Source organism: Bacillus sp. PK5-006 (genome assembly GCF_054161415.1).
This window is the reverse complement of sequence record NZ_CP096414.1, coordinates 1,707,837-1,734,291: the sequence shown is the minus strand read 5'-3', so window position 1 is coordinate 1,734,291 and position 26,455 is coordinate 1,707,837. Positions and strand designations below refer to the sequence as shown.

Sequence of the window (26,455 nt, the reverse complement as noted above, 5' to 3'; positions counted from 1 at the left end):
GTGTTATTTTTTTTTGACTTCTACTTCGTATTGCTCAAACGCTTCGTCAAATGTTGTCATTGAGCTTAAATAATCACCATTTAATTCTAAATAAGCGCACAGCTCATGATAATCTGTGGAAGCTTTAGGAAAGCTGTGATCCTCATACGCAGCATTTGCGAAATGGCTGATTTCATCTTTCGGTTTTGGATGTCTGAACTTCATTAAATAATGGTAAAACGACTTCACCTGTTTTTCCCTCCGCGACACACTATTTTGTTGTTATATTATACAGCAATTTGATGACTTGTATAGGCGGAGGTACAACTTATGATGAAAAGTCAAAGTAATTTCGCTTTAATAACCGCTCCATGCTCATTAATTCCTCGTAGGAGATTTTTTCTGGAAGTTTTGTCTGATCCACTAAAATTAATTGATCTTCAATCTCTTTGACCGTCTCATCCTTTTGATAGATCATCCCGCAGTGCGTGCAGGAAATGGACGGCGTTTCGATGATTTCAATTGATTGTGTGCCCGTGATCAGTTCCCAATAGACTGTTGTCTGCTCCGCATTTGCTTTGTTTTCCTCACACCAATCACATGTCAGCAAGGCTATTTCTCCTCCTTTACGGTTTGTTCTTTTTTGAGCTGCGCTTGATATTTCTTCTCTTTTAATTCATCTCGTTTCTCACGTTTGTTTTTAAGTGTGTCGTGCTCAGGATTTGTCTCATATGCTTCTCTACGTTTCATTCGGCTTAAATTCTCAGGCGTAAACGATCTCGCTTCATCCTCAAATAGTGCGGTAATACCAATTGCCGGTTCTTGTTTCTCTTCATAAATTTCATTAAAATACGCATCTGCCTGGCCTGCGACGTAATGCTCTGGTTCTGGATAAGAGGTGATGACACCTTCAAAGTTACGAAGGACGACTTTGTCAGGGCTTTGCGATAATAAATAATTTGGCTGTAAGGCAATTTTCCCTCCGCCTCCTGGCGCATCTACAACAAAGCTTGGTACTGCATAACCACTCGTATGTCCTCTTAAACCCTCAATGATTTCAAGCCCTTTTGATACCGGCGTTCTAAAGTGGCCAATGCCCTCAGATAAATCACATTGATAAATATAATATGGTCTGACCCGAATCTTCACAAGATCGTGCATCAGCTTCTTCATAATCGGCACACTGTCGTTAATACCTGCAAGGATGACGGCCTGATTCCCTACAGGCACGCCGGCATTCACAAGACGTTCGCACGCTTCTTTTGCTTCTTTTGTGATTTCAATACTTGTATTGAAATGGGTGTTCAGCCAAACTGGGTGATATTTTTTCAAAATCTCGCACAGCTCATCTGTAATACGCTGCGGAAAGACAACCGGCGCGCGGGTTCCAATCCTAATGATCTCAACGTGCGGAATATCTCGTAAGTTTTTCAAAATGTATTCAAGCACTTGATCATTGATTAAAAGCCCATCTCCGCCAGAAATTAACACATCCCGCACCTCAGGTGTTTCTCTAATATATCCAATTGCAGCATCTAACTGCTTTTTCGGCACACCCATACCAATCTGGCCGGAAAAACGTCTTCTCGTACAATAACGGCAGTACATGGAGCACTGATTTGTCACAAGAAACAGCACACGATCTGGATATCGGTGCGTGAGCCCTGGGACAGGTGAGTCCTCATCTTCATGCAGCGGGTCTTCCAGATCATATTTTGTTTTATGAAGCTCTTCTGCAATTGGCACAGATTGCATACGTATTGGACATCTTGGATCGTCTGGATTCATCAGTGAGGCATAGTAGGGTGTAATGTTGAGTGGAATGGTTTTGGTGGAAATCTTCACCCCTTCTCGTTCCTCTTCTGTTAAGTTTACGATTTTTTCTAAATCCTCAAGCGTTTTCACGGTATGCGTCAGCTGCCAAATCCAGTCGTTCCACTTTTCCTCAGGTACATCCTTCCAAAGCTCAATGTCCTTCCAGTGACGTGCCGGTTCATACAATTTCTGATTCATATCCATTCCCCCTATCAGCATTCACTTTATACTATGCAAGTTATGTGCCAACATGGGAAAATGCCCCTATTCTTTACAAAAGGAGCTTTACCCGTCATATTCAATTGGATGCTGTGCCTAGATTTCGGCATCTGCATATTTCTTTAATTTATATTGCAGCGTTTGTCGAGGGATTTTTAAAGCAGCGGCGGTTTTTTTAATATTCCCATTATGCTGATGTAAAGCTTCTTGAATCAATGTTTGTTCAAATGAAGACACTTGATTTTTTAAGGAGGATTCAGATGTTTCTTTTTCCAGCTTTTGCTCACGTAAATGAGCCGGAAGGTATAGAGGGATGATCTCTTCCGCTTCCTTTGGCATCATCAACACAGCATGTTCTATTGTATGTTTTAATTCTCTGACATTCCCAGGCCAGTGGTGCGCCATAAACAATCGTTCCGTTTCTTCAGAAAGGCGTGTAACGTTTTTTGAAAACTGCTGATGATAGGTTTGAATGAAGTGGCGGGATAGCAGCGTGATATCTTGCTTTCTTTCACGAAGCGGCGGGATATGAAAAGATGATACATGCAGTCTATAAAATAAATCTTCTCTTAAAATTTGCTTTTTCACTGCTTCGAATGGGTCCATATTGAGCGCAGTAATGAGCCGAACATCCACTTGAATGGACTTTGCATCACCGATGCGGCGCACCACGCCATCTTCTAACACACGTAATAATTTCGTCTGCAGCGTGAGCGGCATCGCTTGCAGCTCATCAAGAAAAAGTGTGCCCCCATCAGCTAATTCGAAAAGTCCCTTGCGATCAAGCGCGCCCGTATAGCTCCCTTTGACAGATCCGAACAATAAACTTTCAAGTAATGATTCTGGGAGTGCTGCGCAGTTTTGCGGAATGAACACTTGATTTTTTCGATCAGATTCATGGACAATGGCTTGAACGAGCACTTCTTTTCCTGTCCCTGTTTCCCCGTAGACAACAACTGATGATGGATAAGCAGCTGCTTTTTTTGCCCTTTCAAGCATTTCTTTTAAAAGCGGATCATTTGTTAAAAATGAAGCAAAATCATGCATTTGTACGGCCTCAGCCGCATCTTGTGTCCGCTTTTTTTGATCTAAACGATTGGAAAGGGCTGACAGCTTTGAAACATCTTTTGCGACTTCGACCGCGCCTATTAACTCGTTATCTTCGATAATAGGCAATGTCGTGTTCACTGTTTCAATCCTTTCTCCATTTTTATTCAAATAGGTTTGCAGCGAATGATAAATGGGCTTTCCTGTTCGCAACACATGCATGAGCGTACTTGTTTTTTCAGTTAAAGAGGGATACACATCAAGGATGTACTTGCCAATCACCTCTTCTTTTTTTAAAGAGTCAAACTTAGCGGCATTATGATTGTAAAAAATCGTCATCCCTCGATCATCTACAACGTGAATGGCTTCATCAATAGCTTCTAAAATCAATTCAAACCAATCTGCTCTTTCGACAACCTTCCCCATTCTTTCCCCCTCACTTTCAGTGCCAAAAAACCGGCATCAATTGCCAAGTTTTCAGCGGCTTGATCATTTCTTAAAGGTTCCTGTCCTTTTCATGTTTCGCTTTTTCCTTTCTACTTCCTGCAATCATTGCGAAAAAAGCACCCCTCTTATGAGGAGTGCTTTCGTCCGGATGTTTGATAAAGAGACATATCGAATTCTTGCAGCGATTCCCTATACAGCGGCACAATCGGCTTTCCTTCCTGAAAAAACGCAAATTGGGATGGGTACAGCTTAATCGGCTGATGATAAAAAGCAAATCGCTTCACGACCTCAGGATCAATTCGGCAAAAGGTATGATGCACAAGTAAATAAACATCTTGTTTCCATTTAAACAGGCGCCTGTTTGGCGGACTGAAAACTGGAGAAGCTTGAATGATGCTGCCATCCTCAAATGCCTGGAGCTGATCATTTGAAATCGTATAGATCTCCTTTGGGTGAAACTGAAAATATTGCACGTCACGTTTTGAAGCAAACCGTCTTTTTTTCTGATCTTCAATATAAAAGAACGTTTTCCCATAATCTGCGGTGACAACTGTATAATTGGGTACTGCCAGCTTCTCTTTCATTTCATATTTCATCTCACATAACAGCGGAACACGGATCGCACGCCTGTTCTTTTCATTGATCCAGCGTTTTTCAATTCCATGAAGTTTCCCGTCTGCGATTTGATAATAATCTCCTTCTTTTTCAATGACCGTTCCGTCAATTAAATCATACGGCATACTCGAAAACAGATGATGAAAGGAATGAGGCGTTTTATACGTTGTATCCAGTACATCTTTTAATGGAAAAAACGCAGCGAAGTGATTCAGCCTCATCCAAAATACAGAATCTGCATGATGCCAGTGCTTTGGCTCATCGTCCCAATATTGTCCGTATTTTTCATAAATCAGTGGAAGCAAGCAGCTTCTGTGCATGACCGAACAATGGTCCACTTGAAAGGACGCATGCTCTAAGATTTGATCTGCTTCTCGAATAAAACTCATCGTTTCCACTAAATGCTGATCAACATGCACGACCCGCTGCGAGGAATACACAATATCTATGTGAGGCTTCGACCGAAAAACATCCACCATTTTAAGCAAACGATCTTTATGGTACACGGTATCATCGGTTAAATAACAAATGAGCTCACCTGTTATACGGGTTAATGCTTCATTAATAAGCGTCGCATATCGTGCGGTTAACAGCCGTTTTGCCGGATGAACTGTGTGCGAATACAGCTGAATGCGTTCATCACTTAAATAGGGCTGGATCTTTTGAATGGTGCCCTCTTCTGAGCCATCATCCATAATCAAAAGCTCCCAATGCGGATACGTTTGATCTACCATACTCTTTAGCACACGATCAATGAAATCTGGTTTATTGTAGCTTGTTAAAATCACCGATACTTTCATGATCATTATCCTTTTTGATTAGATTAAAAAGCCCCCCAGCTGACAATGTTCACATAAGGAACACTCACTCTTAGCTGATTTGTCGCGTTTTTAAAGACTGCAACCGTATCAAACAATTGCACGACAACCACGTTTTGAAGTACATCTCCATTGACTAAATGAACACGCGGCACTGGAATGCCAAGCTCAAGCCATGGACGAAGTAATTCTTTGATGTCTGACACATTCTCTTCCCCACTTTCTTCTAAAAGACGAAGAAGAAGTAAAATCAAGATAACTTCAAGCACTCCTTCCGACTCTAGTAATTCTTCGTTCCAACCATCTAATAATTGTTCAAATTCCATTCATAATCCCTCTCTCTTCACATTTAATCTTTACTAGAGTATGAGCGCCACTTCATTTAGCCTCAGCATTTGAAAACATTTTTAAAAATGTGTGAAGTGATTAAATGAAAAAAAGATCAGGAATCAGCGTTCTGCTTATGCCAAAAAAAATGAACGGCATATACATAGGGGTGAGTTTGAATTGATGAAGAAAGGATGGGGAAAAAATGAGCGAAAAGCGTGCTGAATTAAAAAAGGAACTATTGAAAGTGTTTTTCAAACCAATTACTCATGCATTAACAGCTAATCTCGAAGAAGGAGGAGTTCAAATGGAAGAAAAATTGAACGATTTATTAAGTGAAGTGGCAGCTGAGGCATCACCTTCAGATTCTGCTACAACACTCGATGTATCTCAGCCAGCAAGATGGATCTTTGCAAGACTTGCACCAGGAACAGTCATTAGCATTGTCACTGACTCAGGAGATTTAATTGGGCCAGTTCAATTTGTATCATTCGATGCTTCAACAGGCGTTGTATTTGTTACACAAGAAAGCTCTGTCACACCTACAGGCTCAGCAACGACTCTATTAGATGTAGATAAAGTTGAAAGTGTTACATTCACATCTTAATGTGAGAGGATCATCATGAAGCTTCTTTATATCAGTTCTGGCTACGGCGGAATCTATCACATGTTTGATCAATGGGTAGAAGAAAGCTTCATTGATTCCCCCTTTTCATGTGTAAAGATTGATAGAGAATCTCTACCCACTAACATGCACAAAATCCGGACATTTTCTCCGGATTTTGTTTTGATGATGATCGGTGATCATGTTCCGAAAGATGTACTTCATCAATTCAAACAAGAAAAAATCCCGATTGTTCTTTGGATGACAGAAGATCCCTTTTATACAGATGTGTCAGCTGCTTGCGCACATGAAGCTCAGCTTATATTAACGATTGATGAAGGGGTTTTGCCATTTTATAAACAATTAGGCGCTCTAAATACGCACTACTTTCCCATTCCGGCAAATACACGTGTCTTTCAGAAAAATGAATCGCCAGAAGAGATGTGCACGTATGACATTGCTCTCATTGGCTACCCTTATCCCAACCGCATCAAAGCCATCGATACACTCTTGCAGCAAAACAAATGGCGTATTCTCGTTGCAGGTAAGGAATGGCACCGTCACTTAAATAAATCACGGAGACATTATCGTGATTTCACACTGATAACGAATTGGCTGAGTCCTCAGCAAATGGCGGACATCTATCAGCAGACAGCAATTGTTTTGAATCCGCATAGGCCGGCTCAATTTGCGTATAACAAAAACAAAGCCATGATTCAAAATATGAGCCTCAATAACAGAGCATTTGACATTGCTGCAACTGGAAGTTTTCAATTGACGGATCTACATCCACCGCCTGCTTTTTCAAGCTTTGCTTTTTACAAAGATGAGGATGATTTGATAAAACAGGTGGAATACTATGGATCAAATGCCGGTGAAAGAAAGGCGGCCGCACTGAACAACTATGAGCAAGCCGTTCGCTGGAATACATTTGATACGATGCCACAAAGGCTTTATGAGATCGTAAAAAGCGCCCTATAACTGGGCGCTTTCAAATTGTTGACAAAGGGCTAAAATGTTCTTGATTTTAGCCCTTTGTCTTCTTTTCAGCGTGATAGAAAACCTTTGCAGTGTAGGAAGGGCGAGTACCGGAGCGGAGCGAATTTGACATTCGTGAGCACCGGAGCGCAGACCTGACACGGAATGCGAGGGTTTGTCTACACGCTGAAAGCGCCCTATGACTGGGCGCTTTTTCTCGTTGAATGCCAGCTTATGCATGATCTTCCGCATCTCGGCGAGCTAATAAGATTTTCTCTGCCTCTTTCCGGTCTGCCTCCTGTTTCACCACAAGCGACTGCGTGTGATCCATCATATATGCTCCGACAGATCCTTCTAAAAAGGAATGAATGCATTCTTTGGCATAATGAGCATGAAAAGCATATATTGCACCATTTAGCCGGCCATACGTATATGGCTGCTCATGCTTTGGCATGAAAAAGTAATGATTGTCCTTATATAAAGTAGCTTCATTGTTTTCATGCAGTGTCCAAGTTTCATTTGGGTTTTCTAACGCCTCTGTAAAAGATGCGGTGCAGTCATATCCCCCCTCCACTAAAAGCTGCAAGCACTTCTCGATATCTGCCGGCTGTCTTAGAGGAGACGATGGATGCAGATACAGCACAATATCAAAGGTTTTTCCCTCCCGCTCTAAATAAGCAAGCGCATGCTTCACAGCTAACAGTGACGGCGTTTGTTCTGTCACATGTGTGCTTGGCAGTTCAATCACATTTGCTCCGTAGTGAGATGAAATAATTTGCGTATTGACATCCTCTGAGGAGACGATGACTTCATCTAATTCAATCATTTGCAGTAACGGCTGAATGGTCCAATAGATAAGCGGCCTCTCAGCCAATATGCGTATGTGTTCATCATGCCGGCCGTCGTGACTTCTAAATGCAGGTATCATGGCTAAAATACGATTTCCCCTATACATGTCTTCTCTTCTCCCCTCGCGCACAGCTCCCTACAATTTTCTTCTCTGCCCGAGCTGACCGCAGTACTGAAGTATTCAGGTCTCTCGTTTTTCTAGTTGATCTCTTATCTCTCCATATTCTATTAAGACAACAAGCAGATGGTTATAATTTGTTCACCTAATTTATACATGAAGTGGTTCTTTTCCTCAAACGAATGCCGCTCTTTCACATATGATGCAAAGTAGAGAAATGAGAGTTGGGGGATTAGATATGTCCAAACAGATAGAAACGACTTTGAAGACCTTTTTTCGTGATAAAACGATATTGGTTACAGGCGGTACAGGGTCAATCGGCCGGCAAATCGTGAATAAATTAACAAGTTGCTCTCCAAAGAAGATAATCGTCTTCAGTAAAGATGACAGCAAACAATACATGATGAAAAATGAGTACGCAGATCATCAAGAGGTCGTATTCGCTTTAGGAGATGTCCGGGATGCAAGCCGCGTGAGACAGCTCGTCAAGGGTGTGGATATCATTTTCCATGCAGCGGCCTTAAAACAAGTACCTACTTGTGAAGATAATCCGTTCGAAGCTGTTCAAACGAATATCATCGGCGGGCAGCACGTCATTGAAGCCGCTCTCGAACATGAAGTGAGTCATGTCGTCAACATTTCAACTGACAAAGCGGTTTCTCCAACGAATGCCATGGGTGCAACAAAATTGATTTCAGAAAAACTATTTTTCCAAGCAAACGAAAGTATTCCGAATCAAAAAACGAGGTTTTGCTCTGTACGCTTTGGCAATGTGCTTGGATCTAGAGGTTCCGTTATTCCGATCATGCTCCAGCAGCTATTAAATGAAAAACCTTTGACCGTGACTGATCCTCATATGACACGTTTTTTTATGTCCATTGAAGAGGCTGTTTCCCTCACACTTAAAGCAGCAATCATGATGAAAGGCGGCGAAACCTTCATACTCAAGATGGAGTCCTTACAGCTTGCCGATCTCCTAAAAGCGTTTCATGAATATGCCGCTCAAATCAATGCTAAATCTCCGGATATTCTTGTAGTCGGAAAAAGACCTGGCGAAAAGCTTCACGAGGAGCTCACATTTCCGCACGAAGCAGATGCACTGTTTGAACATGAACAATTTTATGCCATTTTACCGAGACCACATTTGCACCCTGCCTTTCAAAAAGTCGACTTAACGAATTACACCTCAAAAGAAGCACCGCTCATTACCAAAGAAAAGCTATTCCATATCATCGAACAATTACATCATACACATCATAAAAAATAAAAAATCGTCACACGGAAGCAGATGCTTTCCATGTGACGATTTTTAAATGGATCAATCAAATAGATGTTTCAAATCCCCGTAGCCTTCTTTTTCAAGATCATCCTTTGGGATAAACTTTAAAGCGGCTGAGTTAATACAATACCGAAGACCGTTTGGCCCTGGTCCATCAGGAAAAACATGACCTAGATGAGAATCAGCTGTTCTACTGCGAACCTCTGTCCGCACCATTCCATGACTCGTATCAACCTTCTCTGCTACTTCTTCCTCTTCAAGCGGTTTTGTAAAACTTGGCCATCCGCAGTGGGCATCAAACTTATCTAAAGAAGAAAAAAGCGGCTTTCCTGAAATGATATCCACATAGATACCTTCTTCTTTATGATCCCAAAATTCATTTTGAAATGGCGGCTCTGTGCCATTATTTTGCGTGACTTCGTACTGCATGCGATTTAATTCTTTTATACGCTTTTCTTTTTCATTTGCCATTATTTATCACTCCAATGGGACTCAATAAAACCGGCTCTGCCCGAACCGACATGATATCGTTCGTAGTGCATTTTGTTTTTCTTATAATAATGCTGATGATATTCCTCTGCTGGATAAAAAGGACCTGCGTCTAAAATTTCTGTAACGATTGGCTTTTTGAAAATCCCGCTTTGGCTCAGCTGCTCTTTCGATGCTTCAGCTAGCTTTCGCTGCTCGTCATGATGAACATAAATACCTGTACGGTAAGATTCCCCTCTATCGCCAAATTGCCCGCCATCGTCTGTTGGGTCTATTTGCTGCCAATACAGCTCTAGCAGCTTCTCATACGGGAACACGTCAGGATCAAACGTAATTTGAACCGCTTCTCTATGTCCCGTTGTATTTGTACATACTTCCTCATAGGTCGGATTCACTGTATGTCCGCCAGTATACCCTGATTCAACTTTGATAATGCCCGGCTGTTCATCAAAAGGTTTAACCATACACCAGAAGCAGCCTCCTGCAAATGTGGCTAATTCTTGTTTTTCAGACATATTAGTGCCCCCTTCATTTAAAAAATGGTATCATCATATTATAACATGATAAAAAATAATGAAAATGATACGACTTGTATACCAAAATAAAAGAAAGCATGACGTCGTATCTTTAAAATATAATGGGGGTTTAATGATTGGAACAAAGAAAACAAATGATGTACGAAATGGACACTTTACTGAGAACCGTATTTAAGCAGATCCGTTATGAAATTAACAGCCTGCTCGAAAACGAATTATCTCGGAATGAATTTCTTATTTTAAATCTGCTGCGTGAGCAAGGTGCAAAAAAAGTAACGGAATTCGCTTCCATTCTTGGAGTGTCAGCAAGTCATATTACCGCTGTGACTGACACACTCGTAGAAAAAGGCTGGATCACCCGTATCCGCTCAAAAGAGGACCGCCGCATCATCAAAATCCACTTAACCGATAAGGGTAAGGAAATTACTGAGCATTTTGAGAAAAAGAAAACGGAATACTTTATGGAGCGATTTGAATCATTTGATGACGAAGAACTAAAAACCATGATCAAATTATTTAAAAAGCTGGATAAAAGTCAAAAGGATTAAGCATAGATTTTAGCGCTCAGGACATGCTACGGATAAAAAGAGGTGGAAATGAACCATGACAAGCCCTTACCTTTGTCCAAACTGTAAAACAAACAGAACGCGCTTTAATCTCATTGAGCAGCTTTCAGAACCTGTCAAGCTAGATCCAGCAACAGGAGCAGTTGTCGAAAGATACGAAGGAGAACAGCTGTCTCCTTTTCACTTGAGCTATCAAGGTCCTCAAATGAAAGTCCAGTGCGGTGTTTGTGGTTTAATTGAGGATGAAAAAACGTTCATTAAACTAGCTGAATATCATCAATATTCTTCTCCTTCTTAACATGCCGGCCTGACGGAATACGTCAGGCTTTTTTCTATGCTTCTTTTGCCTATACAGATCGTCTTTTTCATGCATACGCTACAAAAAACACCATTGCATGAGAAAGAAGGGATTGATGACATGCAGCAGCTCCTTTATCATGACTTTCCATATCGGCCATTCGCTGGCACCTACGAGCATCTTCAAAGCAGCCCTTCATCAAAAGCCTTTATTCGATTATTTCACGCTGCACCAGATCTCAGTGAGCTCGCTGTTTATGTGAACCGGAAGCAGGTAATGAAACCAATGCCTTACAGCCATTTGACCGCTTATATGGAGTGGGATGAGGGAATGTATGAAATAGAAGTGTTCAAACTGGCTACAAATGAGAGAATTCTTCATTCCCGCATTCGATTTAAGAGCGGCGAGGTCTACACATTATGTATCACAGGTGCCCGTGCAGGCTTTGCACTGCTGACTGAGCAGCAGACTCCTTTGATTAAACAAGAAGACCTGTCAGCACTTACATTTGTACAGCTGTCTCCGGACCTTCCTTCTATAGATATATATGAACGAGACCAAGGGATCATATCGAAGGAGCTTGATTATGTAAACAGCACCCACATTCATCATTTCTCTCCAAATAAATATCATTTTGAATTGAAAGCCGCCGGCACTCAAAGTGTACTGCTTGATATCCCAAAAGTTCATCTGCAAACAAAGCGTGCATACCTGATCCTGCTTCATGGTTTTGCGAACGGAGAACCTGAACTTATGGCAAAGGTGGTCTTGTCTCGGCAACTATAAAAAAGAGCCTTTCCTAAAATGGAAAAGGCTCCTTACGAGACATCTTCAGCTTTTTCTTGCTTTTGAAAATCAAAAGCAAGAATCATCGTGCCAAGAAATAATGCACAGTAGGCAATATTTAAGTAAAACTGATCGATATTTTCTGCTTTTAAAGCATTGGCAGCTGTTATGCCGAAGTACGCAGCAAATAAAAACGACAGTAAACTAAAATATTGATAGACTCGCTTCATGATAACACTCCTGACTCACACGTTCTATTGCTTTGGATGATAATATGAAAATTCAATTTCATCGTTCTGTAGATCAATTTTGTTTGCTTTTACATACATATCATTCGTCAGCGGCATTTCTGAAAGACGCACTTCAACCGTTTTTTGATCCGGTTTTACATGAACGAACTCTGGCAGCTCATAGAACTGACCCATGTAGCTTAAAACAAAACTAATCGGAATGCTCAATTGTCCAATTGAAAAGTCATCCACTTTCAAAAGCACATCACCATTATCTTCAACAGTTGGCGTAAATGAGACGTTTGCATCAATCGTTGAAGAGAAAGCTTTAATTGCGCCTGTTACTTTCACATCTTGATCGATTGCTACATGAAAGTCTGGCATATCATTTGATCCTTGATTTTTCAAATAATCATTCACAAAGCTGGTGAGTGATTCCTTTGAGCTGGATATATTAAAAGCATATTCGCTTTTCACTTCTTTGGTTGAAGCGGATTGACCGCCTGGCAGCAGCATCAAAATACCGCAGCCAATCACAATCAATAGATTGATTGCAAGTAAAATAAAAAATAAGCTTTTCCATTTTTTCATCTGTTTCACCCTATTCCTTCGGCAGCCCTTCTTTTTTCACTTCGGAGAATAAACGATTTGCCATAAGAGAGTACCCCTTTTGGTTTGGGTGGAAATCATCTTCTGCCAGTAATTTTTCATCAGAACCTTCTTCAAATAAATCTGCTACATTGACCATATCCGCATTGCCGTCTTTTTTGAGTTCCTTTTTGGCAGCGGCATTCCAGTCTTGAACGACTTCATCAATATCTCGCAGCTCAGACAAACTGAATTTAAAAGGATTGTACATGCTGACATACATGATTTTCGCATGATCATTCTGTTCTCTCAGTTGAGCAAGAATGGTTTTAAAGCGCTCTTCAAAAGGACCCTGCTCTTTTTGAAAAGGAGCAAACGTCAAATTAAGCACATTTTGACGGACAACATGCATGAGATCATTCCCGCCGATCGTAAAGAAAATATAGTCAGCGTCTTTCAGTCCGTCCTGCACCTTTTTTTCTTTTAATCTTTTTAATAAATCTACTGTTCTACTGCCTTTAATAGCATAGTTTTTTAATGTGACAGACTGCACGCCGTCCACTGCTTCTATCTTGTCACGGGTCATGCCTGCATAGCCTTTTTTATCTTGATCTCCGATTCCTTCTGTTAAGGAATCTCCAACCGCTGCGATGGTAATATGTTCTTTTACTTTTGGTGTGTCTTCTAGTTTATCCTTTATGCCAGCCTCTTGCGCGGAACATGCAGAAAGAACAAAAGCTAGAGACATCACAATCAAAATCAAACGAGCCTTCAAACGATGATGTCCCTCCTTTTTCTGATTAAAAAAGTGTATCATGTTTTCGCCCATTTGAACATCCTTATGCTAGCTTCGGTTCAGCGTTTTGATGTCCTTGATGATGTCATCATAAGGTGTGTTTTGCACCCCATCATAGTTTTTCATCACTTTCCCATCTTGATTGACAAGGAAAAACAGGGACTGATGAATCACTTGGTCTTCATCTTCAGGTTTTTTTACAATGGTTTTAAAACTTTTCATTGCGAATTTTTCAATTTCTGACTGTGAATACCCAGTGAGAAAATCCCAATTTTTAAAGGACAATGGATAGGCTTTTGCAAATTCCTTTAGCTTTTTCGGTGAATCGACCTCTGGGTCCACGCTAAAGGAAATGATATGCGCTTCCAATTTTTCTTCTTTTAACCGTTTTTGCAGCTCTGTCATATGAGCAGTCATCGGCGGACAAATCGTTTCACAGCTTGTGAAAATAAAATCAGCGACCCATACTTTCCCCTTCAAATCATCCAATGACACCTTTTGGCCATCTTGGTTTTCAAACTCAAACGGCTCTATTTGATAATTTAAAGCATCCTTGATTTGTCCATTTGAACATGAGACTAAAAGAAGCACGCTTACCATCATAAGCGCACCAAGTAAGGCTCCCCTTTTTCTATACATGATATGTCCATCCCCTTTTTCTATCAATCGGTATAAAAAGTAAAGCCTATTGCGCCCTTTCCAGTATGACACGAAATAATCGGTGTTGTGTAGGCGATGTCAATCAGTGCTTCAGGTGTGTGATCAAGCAGCGCTTTTTTTAGCTTTTCAGCGAGTTCTAATGCATCTGCATGTGCGATCCCAATGGCTTGAACTGTTTTTCCCTTCACCGCCTGTACATACTGTTTTGTCAGATGGCGGACAAGCGCAGAGTAGCTTCTCACATTCGCTTCTGGCGTATATACCCCGTCTGTTAAGCTGGCAATAGGTTTGATGTGAAGAAGTGAGCCGATGAGCGCCTTTCCTCTTCCAATTCTGCCGCCTTTGACGAGATTTTCTAATGTATCGATCGTGACATATAGCTTTGTTTGATGACGGATTTTATCTAATTCTGTGATAATATCTTCACGGCTTGCACCCTTTTTGGCTAGTTCTGCTGCTTTGATGACTTGAAATCCTAATCCATAGGAAATAAAATTCGAATCAATTACCGTGATATTTCCATCTACCATTTTCGAAGCGCTTTCAGCAGTTTGAACAGTACCACTCATTCCACCAGTTAAATGGATACTGATCACTTCACTTCCATCTACCGTCAGCTTTTCATATAATTCGACGAATTGACCGATCGCAGGTTGAGACGTTTTCGGCAGTTCCTCAGCGGCCTCCATTTTTTCAATAAATTCATCTGGCTGTATATTCACTCGGTCAATATAATCAACTCCAGAAATGGAGATATTGAGCGGAATCACGTGAATGGAAAGATCATTGATTTTTTCTTGCGGAAGGTCCACAGTTGAATCTGTTACAATTTTAATTTGTTTCACTATCGTCTCATCCTTGCTGTCTTAGTCTTTACTTATGATATTACCTTATTTCCTGCACACTTGAAAACAACTGACCTAACGTTTTTGAAATTGTCACATTTTCTTCTTGTCATGAAAAAAATCCTTGCCAAACTGAGCAGCTGCCATTTCAAAATGGCTACCTCCCCCTTTTGACAAAGATTTCTGCTTACGCATTGTGTTTCAGTGTAGGCTCCTGATAGATCTGTTCATATGTGCTCCACTTGACGTTACGTTTCACATCCTCTCTGAAAGAGTACACAGCTCTCTTTCCTTTAGATACATAGACTTTTTTCAAGAAAGCTTCAAGTCTAAAGGTGAGCATGAAACGATACGTCTCATCTCCCTTTAGAACAGGGACTTCTGTTACCTTGATCTGAGCTCCATCCATCCGTCTAAAACATATTGTTTTGAGCAGCACAAACGATCAATCCTCTTTTCCAATTATCTGTTAAGCCTAAATAAATAGGTGGAATAAATCTTGATCTTTATTCACTTCAACATAGTGGAAGCCTTTTTTATCCATCCGCTCAATCAGCGCTGCATAGTCATCTTTTTCTTTCAATTCGATGCCGACTAGCGCAGGACCTTTGCTTCGGTTATTCTTTTTCGTATATTCAAAGCGTGAGATATCATCATTTGGCCCTAACACTTCATCTAAAAATTCACGAAGCGCTCCTGCTCTTTGCGGAAAATTGACAATAAAGTAATGTTGAAGCCCTTCATAGATCATCGAGCGTTCTTTGATTTCCTGCATTCTGCCGATGTCATTATTTCCTCCACTGACAATACAGACAACATTTTTCCCTTTGATCTCCTCGCGATGAGCATCTAATGCTGCGATCGGCAATGCGCCAGCCGGTTCTGCTACAATCGCACATTGATTATACAGCTCTAAAATCGTTGTACATACTTTCCCTTCTGGTACAAGACTGATTTTATCGACAACAGACTGAAGCGATGTAAACGTCTTTTCGCCAATCCGCTGAACCGCTGCTCCGTCTACAAACTTATCAATCGAATCAAGTGTCACAACCTCGCCCTTCTCATGCGAGGCATGCAGTGAAGCTGCGCCAAGCGGTTCGACTGCAATGATTTCGGTTTCTGGTGAGATATTTTTGATATATGTACCAACACCAGATAACAGACCTCCACCTCCGACACTTACAAATAAAAAGTGAGGCTCCACCTCGATATCATTTAAGATTTCGACAGCAGTCGTTCCTTGTCCTGCCATCACATCCAGATCATCAAACGGATGGATAAATTCGCGCTTCTCTTCATCTCCGCATTTTACGGCTTCATGATACGAATCATCAAACGTATCTCCGGTTAAGATAATTTCAACATATTCTTTTCCGAACAGCTCCACTTGTGATACTTTTTGCCTTGGCGTCGTAGCAGGCATAAAGATTTTCCCGTGGATGCCTAAATATTTACAAGAATAGGCAACACCCTGCGCGTGATTTCCAGCACTTGCACAGACAATGCCATTTTCTAGTTTATCTTTTGGAAGCTGGCTCATTTTATTAAAAGCGCCTCTTAATTTAAAGGAACGAACTACTTGAAGATCCTCTCTTTTTAAGTAGACATTGCATTCATATCGTTCAGAAAGTCGCTCATTTTTTTGAAGTGGTGTATGAATGACTACATCCTTCAAATTTTGATGGGCTTTTAAGATGTCTTTCACTTGAATTAGCGTATTTTCTTTGAGCAACGGTTTCATGTACAAGATCCTTTCTCTTTAACCTTATTTAATTTGTCATTATAACATGAATATTCAAAAAATAAACCAATAGATCACGATCCATCATAAATTTTATAAACTTTTTCGTTTTCCTGTACATTTGTTTTAATTGGGTGTTACAATTGAACCAATTAGAACCACAAAGAAAGGAATCACCCTATGGCTATACATTCGTTCACTTCTATATATGGAGATCATCAAGATATCAAGCATGCTATTCATCTGGCAAAACAATTCTCAGGAAACGAGCAGCCTGTCTTGATAACAGGAGACATCGGCACAGGCAAAACGCTATTCGCCCAAGAAATGGCGAACGTATCTGTTCCACACGCATCACTGACACACATGTATTGCCCCATCTTGAATGAAGAAACCTTACAGAAAGCCTTCACAGAAAAAAACAATCAAATTCTTTATTTAGATGAAATCGGTGCATTAAGTATTTCTATGCAGCACCAGGTCATTCACTTTCTAGAAACGTCACCTGCAACAAAAGTAATCGCTTCTTCGTCTTTATCAATAGAGGCACTCAGGGTTTCTTCTACCTTTTTACCCGAGCTGTTTTATCGTCTGAATGTTCTTCATTTGGCCCTTCCAGCTTTAGCCGAACGAAAAACAGATATTCCTGTGTTAACAAATGCTTTCTTTCAAAAGCTGAACATGGCACCGAATATTGATCCAAGTGTTTGGGAAGCCTTGCAGCAGTATCCATTTGAAGGAAATGTCCAAGAACTCAAAAATATTGTTCATTACGCTGCGTCCATACTCGAGGGCCACACGGTATTTTTACATCATTTACCGCCCTTTGTGTTAGCACCCCTTCCCTCAGCCGTGAAAGGTAAAAAGGAAGAACACCAGCTCACACTAATGGAAAAACAAGAGTTTGTTTTCTTGCTGGAAGCCATTAAATCTCTCAATGAAAAAGGAGAAGCAGCCAGCAGGCGTATCTTGTCTGAATTAAGCAAACAAGGAGACATCCCGCTGACCCCTCAGCAGGTGAGAAACCGCTTAGATGATCTTGAGAAAAAAGCATACGTGACAAAAGGAAAAGGCAGGGCCGGAACGAAGATTACACTTGAAGGTCTTTCATTCCTGAAGTCGCTTGATGGTTATATACCGGTTCAATAAAAGGAGGACATCCATTGTTTACTGTAAAAGAAGAAATTGCAAACGCCATTACACATGGCATTGGTGTTATTTTATCCATCCCAGCTATTGTGTTTCTCGTCTTATTCGCTGTTCAATACGGCACCGTCACAGACATTATCAGCTTTTCGATATTTGGTGTATCCATGCTGCTGCTCTATTTAAGCTCAACCCTGCTTCATAGCATTCGGCACAAAAAAACAAAAGATATTTTTGAAATTCTCGACCACTCGGCTATTTATGTATTGATTGCTGGTACATATACACCCTTTTTACTTGGACCACTAAAAGGTGCACTGGGTTATACACTCCTTGCGATTGTATGGGCGCTTGCTGCTGGTGGGATTGTCTTTAAAATCTTTTTCGTCAAACGCTTTATTATCGTATCTACCCTTGTCTATTTATTAATGGGCTGGATGATCATCATTGCCATCAAACCGCTTTATATCCAATTAACAGGTGCAGGATTTGGCCTCTTACTGTTAGGCGGCATTTTATATTCAGTCGGAACCATCTTTTATATTTGGCGGAAAATCCCCTATCATCATGCGATTTGGCACAGCTTTGTTCTCGGCGGCAGCGCCTCGATGTTCTTCTGTATTTTATTCTATTGTGTGAACGTTCCTGCTGCATGAAAAAAACCAGCATCCACTATTCGGATGCTGGTTTTTTTTATGCACGCTTTTGTGCGTAATCACTGATCATGACAGGAGCTTTAATATGAATATCCACATTAACAGGACGCAGTCTTTTCACGATCTTCCCAGTTAAAAGACGATCCGTTCCGCTAGTTTCAATCGGTACAAGCGGACAATCGTATTCTTCAGCAAGCGCTTCTGCAATGTGACGATATGCTTCTGAAAGCAAGATACTCTGCCCAGACATGACTCTTTCCTTTGCTTCTTCTAATAAGACCTCATCCGTTTGATTCTGATGAATAACCGCCATTTTTTTGAGCCATTGTTTTATAATCGGATACCGAAAGAGCTTCGGCTTTGCCATGAAAGCAAATGGCTTCTCAAGGTGGCCAATCAATAATGTCGTCGTGACTGGATTCAGCTCTTTTGTGACATAAATAACTGGGCCATCTGGCAGCTTCTTTTGCTGATGAATGGTCATGACTGATCCTGATTGATCAATACATCCCCGGGCAAACCTTTTTGCATGCTCATGAATGAGATGCATTCGTTTCGTATAGGAAATGCGTGGATCCGTTAATTCATGATCGTACAAATGCCTCATACTTTTTAAAAAGGATACAACAACATAAATCGTTAAAAACCAATAACGAAACAACCGTACTCCTCCTACTCACTTATCCTTTTTTGTCATAGACGACAAATTCATAATTGTAGGGGTTCTTTTCGTCACAATGGCCTTTTTCGCGTGATACAATCGTCCATTCATCTTCATTGTAATACGGGAAATAGCGGTCTCCTTCAAACGCATGGTGAATGTGCGTGATATAGAGACGATCCGCATATGGCATCATTTCTTCATACAGTTTAGACCCGCCAATGATAAAGAGCTCTGCCTCACTTTCCGCAATTGCCAAAATGTCAGCAATTGAATGAACAACCTCGCATCCTTCTGCTTTAAAAGAAGAACTTGTGGTCAGCACAATGTTTCGGCGATTAGGCAGTGCTCGTCCAATCGATTCAAAGGTTTTTCTGCCCATGACAATCGTATGACCGCCTGTGACTTTTTTAAAATACGCTAAATCTGCTGGTAAATGCCAAGGCATTTGATTATCTTGACCAATGACTCTATCTTTACCTGTCGCCACAATCATGGAAATCATACACTGACTTCTCCTTTAATATGCGGATGCGGATCATAGTTCTCAAGCACAAAATCATCAAACGTAAAATCAAAAATGCTCTTTACATCTCTCGTAATACGAAGTGTAGGAAGCGTGCGTTCTTCGCGCTCTAGCTGCATTTTCACCTGTGGAAGATGATTTTGGTAAATATGAGCATCTCCGAGTGTATGAATAAACTCTCCTGGCTCAAGATTTGTGACTTTGGCAATCATCATCGTTAGAAGAGCATATGAAGCGATATTAAATGGCACGCCTAAAAAGATATCTGCCGATCTTTGATATAGCTGGCAGGAAAGCTTCCCGTTTGATACGTAAAATTGAAACAGACAATGACAAGGAGGCAGCGCCATTTGATCAATTTCCCCCGGGTTCCAAGCACTGACGATCAGTCGTCTTGAATTCGGGTTGTGCTCAATATCATGAATCAGCTTTGCGATCTGATCCACTGTCTCGCCGTCTCCGCTCGCCCATGATCTCCACTGCGCCCCGTATACACGGCCCAGCTCTCCATTTTCATCTGCCCATTCGTTCCAAATCCGGACACCATTTTCTTGAAGATATTTGACATTTGTATCACCTTTTAAAAACCAAAGCAACTCATGAATGATTGATTTCAGGTGTAATTTCTTTGTGGTTAAAAGAGGAAACCCTTCCTGTAAATCAAATCTCATCTGATAACCGAACGTGCTGATTGTACCTGTACCCGTTCTGTCACCTTTTTCATCCCCGTGCTGTAATACATGACGGCATAACTCTTTGTATTGTTTCATTTTTTTCATCCTTTATTTATGTTCTTGTTGTAGTTTACCTTATTTCAGCATTTCTTGAAACCAAAAAAACACGCCTGCATGATGAGCAGACATGTTTTTCTTTTTATGCTTGATTCACTCGTTCCTGCTCTTCATCCTTAATATCTTGGTGTGAGTGAGCAATGCGGCTTGCAGCTGCTGCGGCAAGTGCAGCGACTAGGTCATCAAGGAAAGTATGCACTTCCCCTGGACGGCCTTCATCTAATTCACGAATAATACCAAATTTCTCTTTATCTAAATAACCGAAGTTGGTCAAACCGATTGATCCATATACATTGACAATGGAAAGCGGAATAATCTCATCAATTCCATATAGCGGCTCATCTGTTTCGACTAAGTGCTGTAAAGGTTCTGGCAAAAGCTTTTTTTCTGCCAGCTGATCAAGGGCAAGTCCTGTTAAAACTGCATGGACAATTTCTCTTTTATTCAGCACTTTTTCAACATTTTCAATACAGACACTAAGTGGAAGGTTTGGATGATATTTTTCTTGGAGCTTCAGCACAATGTGTGCGATATCTTCAATTTTCACTCCGCGATCGTTTAACATTTGTTTTGTAATCTGCACCATTTCGTTCATTGTATATTTTTTCAATTGGCATGACATCTCCTTCTAGTGGCTCATCCAGCTCGGCGGGGTGTTTTTATCCCAGTAAATATTACCGAGTTCATGATGCGTCTGGAATCCATCTTCTGCTGTATGGTAATGAAAGTTAAACCAATATCCGCTGTGAGGCGGCTGATCTCTTCTGACATGAAAACGGAGCAAATCTTCTCCGGTCTTGCGGTTGTAAATGTGGAAGATTTTTTCGCCATTTCCGCTTGAAGGCTGATCAGTTATCACAACATCTTGAAATTTTTCGTCATCTTTGAAATTTGTTAAATAGTCGGTTAACACTTGTTCAATCTTCGGCTGAATCTCTTCTCTGTACTCGTCCTCAATGACAGGTGTGATTTTACGGCCAAATTTGAGAAAGGATTGATTTTCTGCACTTGACAGCACCTCTTGCTTATATTGCTCAAAGGAGTCTATCTGCTCTTTGCTTTCCTCTTGCGTTAGTTCCCAGCTGCGCAATTCATCTGATGTATCATAAACAGCTGTATAAGGCGTTTTATCAGATGAAGAAAGTTCAGAGGGCTTGTCTGTCATCAAAGCCGGCGGAGGAGAGACTAAACCAAAAGTTGCAATCGTAAAGAGCACAACAAGCGTTTTTCTCATCCACATCTTCATGATATCTAATTCCTTCCATAAGTTATCATACTGCTATTCTAGCATATAATGAATTTTCAGTCATTCAATTTGGTCACCGATTTGAGACTTTCTTTTTTATAATAAAACGTTTACAATGGCAGTAAAGGCGACTAAAATTTGGGAGGAATGGGTATGCTTGAAGGTTTTTTTATTACGGCTTCCTTGCTGACATTATTTTATTTTGTCTATATGGAGATTACAGATTAAAAGCCCTGAATAAGGGCTTTTTTAGATGTTTGACAAGGAATTAAAAAGAATTGTCTGCACAGCTGAACCTTTAGCGAGGGCTTTTTTCTTTCTCAATATATCCATAATGAAATTGGGCTGTTTTTCGTTTTAAAACGTGAAATTGATAGGAGTCTGCTAGAAATCGGGTGCTTTTCCAATGATCTTTTAAAACCACTCTTTTTCTCGCCACTCTCAGCGCTTCTTGGACGGCTGTTTCGTGATCAAAGTGGTACTCTGCCGCATGACGGAGCGGAGCGATACTTGCAGATTCTTGAATCGCCTCCTCAAACATCGGGTCAAAATAGACGACATCAATTGATTCATCAGAGAGCTTTTTTAGCTGCTCGATACTGTCTCCACTTACAACAGATATCCGTTTCATTGCTTCATCTGCCTCTCTTACCCCTGTCTCCCATGTGTTTAATCCTTCTCGGACTAACAATGCTGTCATGGGATTCTTTTCGATACCAATGACCCTTCCATTCGGACCTACTCGCAAGCTGGCTGTAATGGCATCTGATCCTAGACCAAGCGTACAATCTAAAAAGGAATCGCCTGGCCGAAGCTGCGTGGCTTCGATTAAAGGATCCTTTTCTCCGCGCATGAGCCGCTTCACCCTGAACATTGCTGAGCTTGGATGGAAGAAGAACTTTTCACCATTTGGCTGATACCATTCGAATCTTTCTTTCCCCACAACAAGGACGTCTCCTCGTTTCATCGCAAGCTGCTTGACGGATTGTTTGCGCCTTTCAACATACTCACCATGTAAATCCTCTGCAAGGGCTTTTGCTGTTTCAATTGTTTGTTCATTTGCTCTAAAGCTTGTTGTGATAAGCATGCGGTTCCTCCATCATGATCAAGAAAAAATGCCCTGATTTGATCACAGGACATTTCAACATGTGTATTAGCAATGTTTTTCGAATGCAGATAAGACGTTGTTCATGATGTCTTCCATTTCATGACCTTCAATTTCGTCACGCGGAATAAAATGAACGAGTTCATTTCCTTTTAAAAGTGCCATAGATGGAGACGATGGCTCTTCTCCTGTGAAGTATTCTCTCATTTTTGCCGTTGCTTCCCTGTCCTGACCAGCAAAAACTGTGACAATTCGATCTGGTGTTTTTTCTGCCTTCATCACAGCTTGTGTAGCAGCTGGGCGTGCTAAGCCGGCAGCGCACCCGCATACAGAATTGACAACGACAAATGTCGTTCCTTCTGCTTCTTGCATCGTTTGTTCTACTTCTTCTTCCGTTGTTAGTTCTTGAAATCCTGCACTTGTCAGCTCTTGACGCATCGGTACAACGAGCTGGCGCATATATTCTTCATATGCCATTGACATAAAAAAGCCCCCTCTATAATCCTTATGTTGTGAATAAAGGATACTATAGAGAGAGCCAATTTTCAAATGTTCGATATCAGATTAAATTTTCATGATGCCGCCTGTATTGGCTGATGTCACAAGTTTTGAATATCTAGCAAGATAACCCGTTTTTACTTTTGGCTCAAAGCCTTTCCAGTTTGCTTTTCTTCTTTCCCATTCTTCCTCTGGAACATCTACGCTTAAAATGCGCTGTTCGATATCGACAACGACATGGTCACCATTTTCAACAAAGGCAAGCGGGCCGCCCTCAGCTGCCTCTGGAGAGACGTGTCCAATAGACAAACCGCGAGAAGCGCCGGAAAAACGTCCGTCTGTAATTAAAGCAACCTTTGGTCCAAGACCCATGCCGACGATTTGTGAAGTAGGTGCAAGCATTTCAGGCATGCCAGGTCCGCCTTTAGGTCCTTCGTAGCGAATAATGACAACATGTCCTGCTTCTACTTTTCTATTAATGATACCTTCAAGGGCTTCTTCTTGGGATTCAAATACGATGGCAGGTCCCTCGTGGCGTGTGATCCCGTCTTGTACCCCGCCCGTTTTAATGATGGCTCCATCTGGCGCAAGGTTTCCAAATAAAACGGCTAAGCCGCCTTTTTCAGTAAATGGCTTGTCAATTGGATAAATGACGTTATAATCTTTTACCTCATGCCCCGCAATGTTCTCGCCAAGCGTTTTCGCAGTGACGGTCATTGTATCTAAATGAAGAGCTCCTTCTTTTTTAGACAATTCATTTAGTGCTGCTGTAACGCCGCCTGCTTCATGTAAATCCTCAATATAAACGTCTGAAGCTGGAGCAAGTTTTGATAAATGAGGCACACGTTCTGCTACTTCATTGATACGTTCAAGTGAATATTCAACACCTGCTTCATTCGCAATCGCCAATGTGTGAAGAACGGTATTGGTTGAACCACCAAGTGCCATATCTAATGCAAATGCATTATCAATTGCTTTTTCAGTGACAATATCCCGTGGTTTAATATCTTTTTTGATAAGCTCCATGAGTTGTTTTGCAGACTTCTTCGCAAATTCTCTTCGCTCTGGTGATGTCGCCAAAATCGTTCCATTGCCAGGAAGAGCGATCCCGAGTGCTTCCGCTAAACAGTTCATTGAGTTAGCTGTAAACATACCTGAACAAGATCCGCAGGTTGGACAGCCAAACTGCTCTAATTCATTTAATTCCTCTTCATTGATTTTACCTGACTGGTATGCACCAACGCCTTCAAATACAGAAGAAAGAGAAATTTTTCTGCCATCACTTGTTCTACCCGCTTCCATCGGTCCCCCGCTCACAAAGACAGTCGGGATATTCACGCGCATCGCTGCCATCATCATTCCTGGTGTGATTTTATCGCAGTTAGGAATACAAACCATTCCATCAAACCAATGAGCAGATACAACGGTTTCCACAGAGTCCGCAATGATTTCACGGCTTGGCAATGAATATCTCATCCCGATATGACCCATGGCAATTCCATCATCGACGCCAATCGTATTGAATTCAAATGGAACCCCGCCAGCTTCACGAATAGCTTCCTTCACAATCTTCCCGAATTCCTGAAGATGGACATGTCCTGGGACAATATCAATATAGGAATTACATACGGCAATAAATGGCTTGCCGAAATCCTCATCCTTTACCCCCGCCGCTCTTAGTAAGCTTCGGTGAGGTGCTCTGTCGATTCCTTGTTTAATCATATTACTGCGTAGTTCTGCCATCTGTTTAAAAAGCCTCCTATACTACAAGTCTTGTTGACTGCATGATTTTGAGTTGATTTTATTTTACAAATTTTCTGTTTATTTAGCCACCTATGAATGACTGATGACTACCATGGCTGCTGAAGCAAGCGCTCAGCAAGGTTCGTGTCATAAAATCTGACCTCCAATATTCTATATTGGTACTACTATATAGAGTTTTTTCGCATATTTCAACAATATTCAAAATAATTTTTCTAAAAAAATTTTTCTTCTATCGTTTTTAGAAAAACAAGCTGCTTTTCATTGGCAGCTTGTTCATCTATCTCATCATTCTGATGCATTCTTTCTACTTTCTGTCATTTGCTTCCATACTGAGCCTTTTGCTTCTTCTCCATGCTCAATGCGCTCAATCGCCATTTTCACTTGAAGACTGACTTCAAACTCAGGGTCTTGCTCTGCTTCTTTTAATGCTACAAGTGCCGTTTCGTCCCCCTCTTCATAAAGGAACATAGCTGCACGCCAGCGGACAAGCTTACTCGGGTCCTTTAATGCTGCGATCATGGCTTCGATAGCACTTGGGTCACCAAGGTCTGAAATACAGTCGCCAGCCGTTCTGCGGACCGTCACTGTTTTGTCTTCGAGCCCCTTATATAAAATAGGCAGAATGGCAGGATCTTCAATCATGCCAGCATTCACAACCGCTTGTCTGCGAATAGACGTTTTTGGATCCTCCATTGCTTTCATTAAAACAGGTATGTCCTTTAGCTCTGGCTGCATTTGCTCTAAATGGGCAAAACGTTTTTTCCAATCTTCCTCTTGCAGCATCTCTTCTGTTACATCATATGCCTTTCGGTTCACCTGTCTATCTACAGCTTCCTGACCTTCTTTAACCGCCTCTGTTAATCGGGCTAAACGCTCGTCATCATAGGCTGCTTGCAGCTCCTCTGTGACTTCCTGACCGATATCAGCAAATTCTCCAAAACGAACGCCGTGTTCTTTCCACACACGTTCAAACACGACATTGTCTGAGCTGCTTCTAAGCTTTAAAATGGCTGCTTGAAAACGTTCAGGCATGCCAAACCGTTCTTCTCTTTCACCGTCTGACAGTTTGACCTGCATTGGAATCCCATTAAACATTTGGACAAACACTTTCACTTCACCAAATGTGTCATCGCCTGACTGAGCTCCTTCCTGAAGACCTTCTGTTTCTTGTCCAAAGGCTTCTCTGACCTGTTGTAAAATACCCTGCCAGTCAAACTTTGCATTTCGCTCAACCGCTAAGAAATCTGCAACATGATAAACCCCTTTTACACCTTCAATGCTTAAAATACGCTTGATCATTTCTGGTGCTTCGTCTTTTTGATCCTTTTTGTAGTTGTTGCTTTTACCGCCGGCAAGTGCTTCTGTCAAAATCACCTTCATGGTATTCGGACTTGGCGTTGGTTCTATTGCTGTTATTTTCATTGATATA

33 protein-coding genes are annotated in these 26,455 nt (G+C 41.2%); 8 read left to right on the top strand and 25 right to left on the bottom strand.

Features of this window, described 5'->3' with window-relative positions:
• Positions 1-3: 3 nt before the first annotated feature.
• From M1D84_RS09110 to cgeC, 6 genes are all read right to left on the bottom strand, one after another.
• Entirely contained in the window at positions 4-228 is a 225-nt protein-coding gene (locus M1D84_RS09110) for a YozE family protein (protein WP_024422709.1), read from the bottom strand.
• A 79-nt stretch (positions 229-307) separates the two neighbouring features.
• Positions 308-589, bottom strand: coding sequence for a YokU family protein (locus tag M1D84_RS09105; protein ID WP_024422710.1), 282 nt, complete (start codon positions 587-589; stop codon positions 308-310).
• 2 nt (positions 590-591) lie between these two features.
• Positions 592-1,992 carry a lysine 2,3-aminomutase gene (gene kamA, locus M1D84_RS09100; protein WP_024428317.1) on the bottom strand — a complete coding sequence of 467 codons (1,401 nt, stop codon included), beginning with the start codon at positions 1,990-1,992 and terminating at the stop codon, positions 592-594.
• Positions 1,993-2,109: 117 nt separating this feature from the next.
• Positions 2,110-3,486 carry a sigma-54 interaction domain-containing protein gene (locus M1D84_RS09095; RefSeq protein WP_044335165.1) on the bottom strand — a complete coding sequence of 459 codons (1,377 nt, stop codon included), beginning with the start codon at positions 3,484-3,486 and terminating at the stop codon, positions 2,110-2,112.
• Positions 3,487-3,632: 146 nt separating this feature from the next.
• A complete protein-coding gene (locus tag M1D84_RS09090) occupies positions 3,633-4,928 on the bottom strand; it encodes a glycosyltransferase family 2 protein (protein WP_044335168.1) in 1,296 nt (431 codons plus the stop codon).
• 17 nt (positions 4,929-4,945) lie between these two features.
• On the bottom strand, positions 4,946-5,266 hold the full coding sequence (gene cgeC, locus M1D84_RS09085; RefSeq protein ID WP_024422713.1) for a spore maturation protein CgeC: 321 nt from the start codon (positions 5,264-5,266) through the stop codon (positions 4,946-4,948).
• A gap of 206 nt (positions 5,267-5,472) precedes the next feature.
• Between cgeC and M1D84_RS09080 the strand changes: the two genes are divergently transcribed.
• Together M1D84_RS09080 and M1D84_RS09075 are read left to right on the top strand one after the other, a co-directional pair.
• Complete coding sequence (locus tag M1D84_RS09080) at positions 5,473-5,874, top strand: hypothetical protein (protein ID WP_024422714.1); 402 nt, start codon at positions 5,473-5,475, stop codon at positions 5,872-5,874.
• A 15-nt stretch (positions 5,875-5,889) separates the two neighbouring features.
• Positions 5,890-6,852, top strand: coding sequence for a CgeB family protein (locus M1D84_RS09075; RefSeq protein ID WP_185854490.1), 963 nt, complete (start codon positions 5,890-5,892; stop codon positions 6,850-6,852).
• Between the two features lie 229 nt (positions 6,853-7,081).
• Here M1D84_RS09075 and M1D84_RS09070 read toward each other — a convergent pair whose 3' ends face one another.
• Positions 7,082-7,804, bottom strand: coding sequence for an acylneuraminate cytidylyltransferase family protein (locus M1D84_RS09070; protein ID WP_044335174.1), 723 nt, complete (start codon positions 7,802-7,804; stop codon positions 7,082-7,084).
• A 250-nt stretch (positions 7,805-8,054) separates the two neighbouring features.
• Here M1D84_RS09070 and M1D84_RS09065 point away from each other — a divergent pair, with 250 nt between their 5' ends.
• Positions 8,055-9,083 carry an SDR family NAD(P)-dependent oxidoreductase gene (locus M1D84_RS09065; RefSeq protein WP_044335176.1) on the top strand — a complete coding sequence of 343 codons (1,029 nt, stop codon included), beginning with the start codon at positions 8,055-8,057 and terminating at the stop codon, positions 9,081-9,083.
• A gap of 51 nt (positions 9,084-9,134) precedes the next feature.
• Here M1D84_RS09065 and msrB read toward each other — a convergent pair whose 3' ends face one another.
• Positions 9,135-9,566: a peptide-methionine (R)-S-oxide reductase MsrB gene (gene msrB / locus M1D84_RS09060; protein WP_185854491.1), complete on the bottom strand. Its 432-nt coding sequence runs from the start codon at positions 9,564-9,566 to the stop codon at positions 9,135-9,137.
• Complete coding sequence (msrA, locus tag M1D84_RS09055; protein WP_024422720.1) at positions 9,566-10,099, bottom strand: peptide-methionine (S)-S-oxide reductase MsrA; 534 nt, start codon at positions 10,097-10,099, stop codon at positions 9,566-9,568. The genes msrB and msrA overlap by 1 nt, the downstream gene beginning before the upstream one ends.
• A 137-nt stretch (positions 10,100-10,236) precedes the next feature.
• Here msrA and M1D84_RS09050 point away from each other — a divergent pair, with 137 nt between their 5' ends.
• The 3 genes from M1D84_RS09050 to M1D84_RS09040 all read left to right on the top strand — a co-directional run bounded on the left by M1D84_RS09050 (position 10,237) and on the right by M1D84_RS09040 (position 11,770).
• Entirely contained in the window at positions 10,237-10,668 is a 432-nt protein-coding gene (locus M1D84_RS09050) for a MarR family transcriptional regulator (RefSeq protein WP_007500780.1), read from the top strand.
• A 55-nt stretch (positions 10,669-10,723) separates the two neighbouring features.
• On the top strand, positions 10,724-10,984 hold the full coding sequence (locus M1D84_RS09045) for a hypothetical protein (protein WP_024422721.1): 261 nt from the start codon (positions 10,724-10,726) through the stop codon (positions 10,982-10,984).
• A 69-nt stretch (positions 10,985-11,053) separates the two neighbouring features.
• Positions 11,054-11,770 carry a DUF4397 domain-containing protein gene (locus M1D84_RS09040; protein WP_238549967.1) on the top strand — a complete coding sequence of 239 codons (717 nt, stop codon included), beginning with the start codon at positions 11,054-11,056 and terminating at the stop codon, positions 11,768-11,770.
• Positions 11,771-11,802: 32 nt separating this feature from the next.
• Here M1D84_RS09040 and ypmT read toward each other — a convergent pair whose 3' ends face one another.
• The 7 genes from ypmT to ilvA form a co-directional block, all read right to left on the bottom strand.
• Positions 11,803-12,000, bottom strand: coding sequence for a protein YpmT (gene ypmT / locus M1D84_RS09035; protein WP_024422723.1), 198 nt, complete (start codon positions 11,998-12,000; stop codon positions 11,803-11,805).
• Positions 12,001-12,024: 24 nt separating this feature from the next.
• On the bottom strand, positions 12,025-12,591 hold the full coding sequence (locus tag M1D84_RS09030) for a YpmS family protein (protein ID WP_024422724.1): 567 nt from the start codon (positions 12,589-12,591) through the stop codon (positions 12,025-12,027).
• A gap of 10 nt (positions 12,592-12,601) precedes the next feature.
• The gene (locus tag M1D84_RS09025; protein WP_024422725.1) at positions 12,602-13,363 is read right to left on the bottom strand and encodes an SGNH/GDSL hydrolase family protein; all 762 of its coding nucleotides are present in this window, start codon (positions 13,361-13,363) and stop codon (positions 12,602-12,604) included.
• A gap of 69 nt (positions 13,364-13,432) precedes the next feature.
• Positions 13,433-14,023: an SCO family protein gene (locus tag M1D84_RS09020; protein ID WP_044335178.1), complete on the bottom strand. Its 591-nt coding sequence runs from the start codon at positions 14,021-14,023 to the stop codon at positions 13,433-13,435.
• Between the two features lie 23 nt (positions 14,024-14,046).
• Positions 14,047-14,889 (bottom strand): DegV family protein, encoded by an 843-nt coding sequence (locus M1D84_RS09015; RefSeq protein ID WP_044335180.1) that lies wholly within the window; start codon positions 14,887-14,889, stop codon positions 14,047-14,049.
• Between the two features lie 187 nt (positions 14,890-15,076).
• A complete protein-coding gene (locus tag M1D84_RS09010) occupies positions 15,077-15,328 on the bottom strand; it encodes a YpmP family protein (RefSeq protein ID WP_024422728.1) in 252 nt (83 codons plus the stop codon).
• Between the two features lie 36 nt (positions 15,329-15,364).
• Entirely contained in the window at positions 15,365-16,633 is a 1,269-nt protein-coding gene (gene ilvA / locus M1D84_RS09005; protein WP_185854533.1) for a threonine ammonia-lyase IlvA, read from the bottom strand.
• Positions 16,634-16,813: 180 nt separating this feature from the next.
• Here ilvA and M1D84_RS09000 point away from each other — a divergent pair, with 180 nt between their 5' ends.
• Positions 16,814-17,782 carry an AAA-type ATPase lid domain-containing protein gene (locus M1D84_RS09000; RefSeq protein WP_332284237.1) on the top strand — a complete coding sequence of 323 codons (969 nt, stop codon included), beginning with the start codon at positions 16,814-16,816 and terminating at the stop codon, positions 17,780-17,782.
• A 14-nt stretch (positions 17,783-17,796) separates the two neighbouring features.
• Positions 17,797-18,435, top strand: coding sequence for a PAQR family membrane homeostasis protein TrhA (gene trhA / locus M1D84_RS08995; RefSeq protein ID WP_073205988.1), 639 nt, complete (start codon positions 17,797-17,799; stop codon positions 18,433-18,435).
• A 37-nt stretch (positions 18,436-18,472) separates the two neighbouring features.
• On the opposite strand, the gene M1D84_RS08990 is transcribed toward trhA, so the two are convergent.
• The 9 genes from M1D84_RS08990 to M1D84_RS08950 all read right to left on the bottom strand — a co-directional run bounded on the left by M1D84_RS08990 (position 18,473) and on the right by M1D84_RS08950 (position 26,448).
• Positions 18,473-19,096: a lysophospholipid acyltransferase family protein gene (locus M1D84_RS08990; RefSeq protein ID WP_073205991.1), complete on the bottom strand. Its 624-nt coding sequence runs from the start codon at positions 19,094-19,096 to the stop codon at positions 18,473-18,475.
• A 19-nt stretch (positions 19,097-19,115) separates the two neighbouring features.
• Entirely contained in the window at positions 19,116-19,601 is a 486-nt protein-coding gene (gene folA / locus M1D84_RS08985) for a type 3 dihydrofolate reductase (RefSeq protein ID WP_073205993.1), read from the bottom strand.
• Positions 19,598-20,392: a thymidylate synthase gene (locus M1D84_RS08980; protein ID WP_024422734.1), complete on the bottom strand. Its 795-nt coding sequence runs from the start codon at positions 20,390-20,392 to the stop codon at positions 19,598-19,600. Before M1D84_RS08980 ends, folA begins: the two co-directional genes overlap by 4 nt.
• A 103-nt stretch (positions 20,393-20,495) precedes the next feature.
• Positions 20,496-21,023, bottom strand: a complete 528-nt coding sequence (locus M1D84_RS08975; protein WP_024428140.1) for a phosphatidylglycerophosphatase A family protein — start codon at positions 21,021-21,023, stop codon at positions 20,496-20,498.
• Between the two features lie 18 nt (positions 21,024-21,041).
• Positions 21,042-21,659 (bottom strand): YpjP family protein, encoded by a 618-nt coding sequence (locus M1D84_RS08970; RefSeq protein WP_122631012.1) that lies wholly within the window; start codon positions 21,657-21,659, stop codon positions 21,042-21,044.
• A gap of 298 nt (positions 21,660-21,957) precedes the next feature.
• A complete protein-coding gene (locus M1D84_RS08965) occupies positions 21,958-22,746 on the bottom strand; it encodes a class I SAM-dependent methyltransferase (protein ID WP_024422737.1) in 789 nt (262 codons plus the stop codon).
• 66 nt (positions 22,747-22,812) lie between these two features.
• Positions 22,813-23,247, bottom strand: a complete 435-nt coding sequence (locus M1D84_RS08960) for a BrxA/BrxB family bacilliredoxin (protein ID WP_024422738.1) — start codon at positions 23,245-23,247, stop codon at positions 22,813-22,815.
• 81 nt (positions 23,248-23,328) lie between these two features.
• Complete coding sequence (ilvD, locus tag M1D84_RS08955; protein ID WP_024422739.1) at positions 23,329-25,005, bottom strand: dihydroxy-acid dehydratase; 1,677 nt, start codon at positions 25,003-25,005, stop codon at positions 23,329-23,331.
• Positions 25,006-25,311: 306 nt separating this feature from the next.
• Complete coding sequence (locus M1D84_RS08950) at positions 25,312-26,448, bottom strand: conserved virulence factor C family protein (RefSeq protein ID WP_332284235.1); 1,137 nt, start codon at positions 26,446-26,448, stop codon at positions 25,312-25,314.
• Positions 26,449-26,455 lie beyond the last annotated feature (7 nt).

Coding starts and splice junctions, on each gene's coding strand:
- M1D84_RS09020 (WP_044335178.1), bottom strand. CDS start 14,023: ATGTATAGAAAAAGGGGAGCCTTACTTGGTGCGCTTATGATGGTAAGC.
- M1D84_RS08960 (WP_024422738.1), bottom strand. CDS start 23,247: ATGTCAATGGCATATGAAGAATATATGCGCCAGCTCGTTGTACCGATG.
- M1D84_RS09080 (WP_024422714.1), top strand. CDS start 5,473: ATGAGCGAAAAGCGTGCTGAATTAAAAAAGGAACTATTGAAAGTGTTT.
- ilvD (WP_024422739.1), bottom strand. CDS start 25,005: ATGGCAGAACTACGCAGTAATATGATTAAACAAGGAATCGACAGAGCA.
- ypmT (WP_024422723.1), bottom strand. CDS start 12,000: ATGAAGCGAGTCTATCAATATTTTAGTTTACTGTCGTTTTTATTTGCT.
- M1D84_RS08970 (WP_122631012.1), bottom strand. CDS start 21,659: ATGAAGATGTGGATGAGAAAAACGCTTGTTGTGCTCTTTACGATTGCA.
- M1D84_RS09045 (WP_024422721.1), top strand. CDS start 10,724: ATGACAAGCCCTTACCTTTGTCCAAACTGTAAAACAAACAGAACGCGC.
- M1D84_RS08980 (WP_024422734.1), bottom strand. CDS start 20,392: ATGAAACAATACAAAGAGTTATGCCGTCATGTATTACAGCACGGGGAT.
- M1D84_RS09090 (WP_044335168.1), bottom strand. CDS start 4,928: ATGATCATGAAAGTATCGGTGATTTTAACAAGCTACAATAAACCAGAT.
- kamA (WP_024428317.1), bottom strand. CDS start 1,992: ATGAATCAGAAATTGTATGAACCGGCACGTCACTGGAAGGACATTGAG.
- M1D84_RS09075 (WP_185854490.1), top strand. CDS start 5,890: ATGAAGCTTCTTTATATCAGTTCTGGCTACGGCGGAATCTATCACATG.
- M1D84_RS08950 (WP_332284235.1), bottom strand. CDS start 26,448: ATGAAAATAACAGCAATAGAACCAACGCCAAGTCCGAATACCATGAAG.
- msrB (WP_185854491.1), bottom strand. CDS start 9,566: ATGGCAAATGAAAAAGAAAAGCGTATAAAAGAATTAAATCGCATGCAG.
- M1D84_RS09000 (WP_332284237.1), top strand. CDS start 16,814: ATGGCTATACATTCGTTCACTTCTATATATGGAGATCATCAAGATATC.
- M1D84_RS09040 (WP_238549967.1), top strand. CDS start 11,054: ATGCATACGCTACAAAAAACACCATTGCATGAGAAAGAAGGGATTGAT.
- ilvA (WP_185854533.1), bottom strand. CDS start 16,633: ATGAAACCGTTGCTCAAAGAAAATACGCTAATTCAAGTGAAAGACATC.
- M1D84_RS09070 (WP_044335174.1), bottom strand. CDS start 7,804: ATGTATAGGGGAAATCGTATTTTAGCCATGATACCTGCATTTAGAAGT.
- M1D84_RS09065 (WP_044335176.1), top strand. CDS start 8,055: ATGTCCAAACAGATAGAAACGACTTTGAAGACCTTTTTTCGTGATAAA.
- M1D84_RS08965 (WP_024422737.1), bottom strand. CDS start 22,746: ATGCTTATCACAACAAGCTTTAGAGCAAATGAACAAACAATTGAAACA.
- folA (WP_073205993.1), bottom strand. CDS start 19,601: ATGATTTCCATGATTGTGGCGACAGGTAAAGATAGAGTCATTGGTCAA.
- msrA (WP_024422720.1), bottom strand. CDS start 10,099: ATGTCTGAAAAACAAGAATTAGCCACATTTGCAGGAGGCTGCTTCTGG.
- cgeC (WP_024422713.1), bottom strand. CDS start 5,266: ATGGAATTTGAACAATTATTAGATGGTTGGAACGAAGAATTACTAGAG.
- M1D84_RS09030 (WP_024422724.1), bottom strand. CDS start 12,591: ATGAAAAAATGGAAAAGCTTATTTTTTATTTTACTTGCAATCAATCTA.
- M1D84_RS09095 (WP_044335165.1), bottom strand. CDS start 3,486: ATGGGGAAGGTTGTCGAAAGAGCAGATTGGTTTGAATTGATTTTAGAA.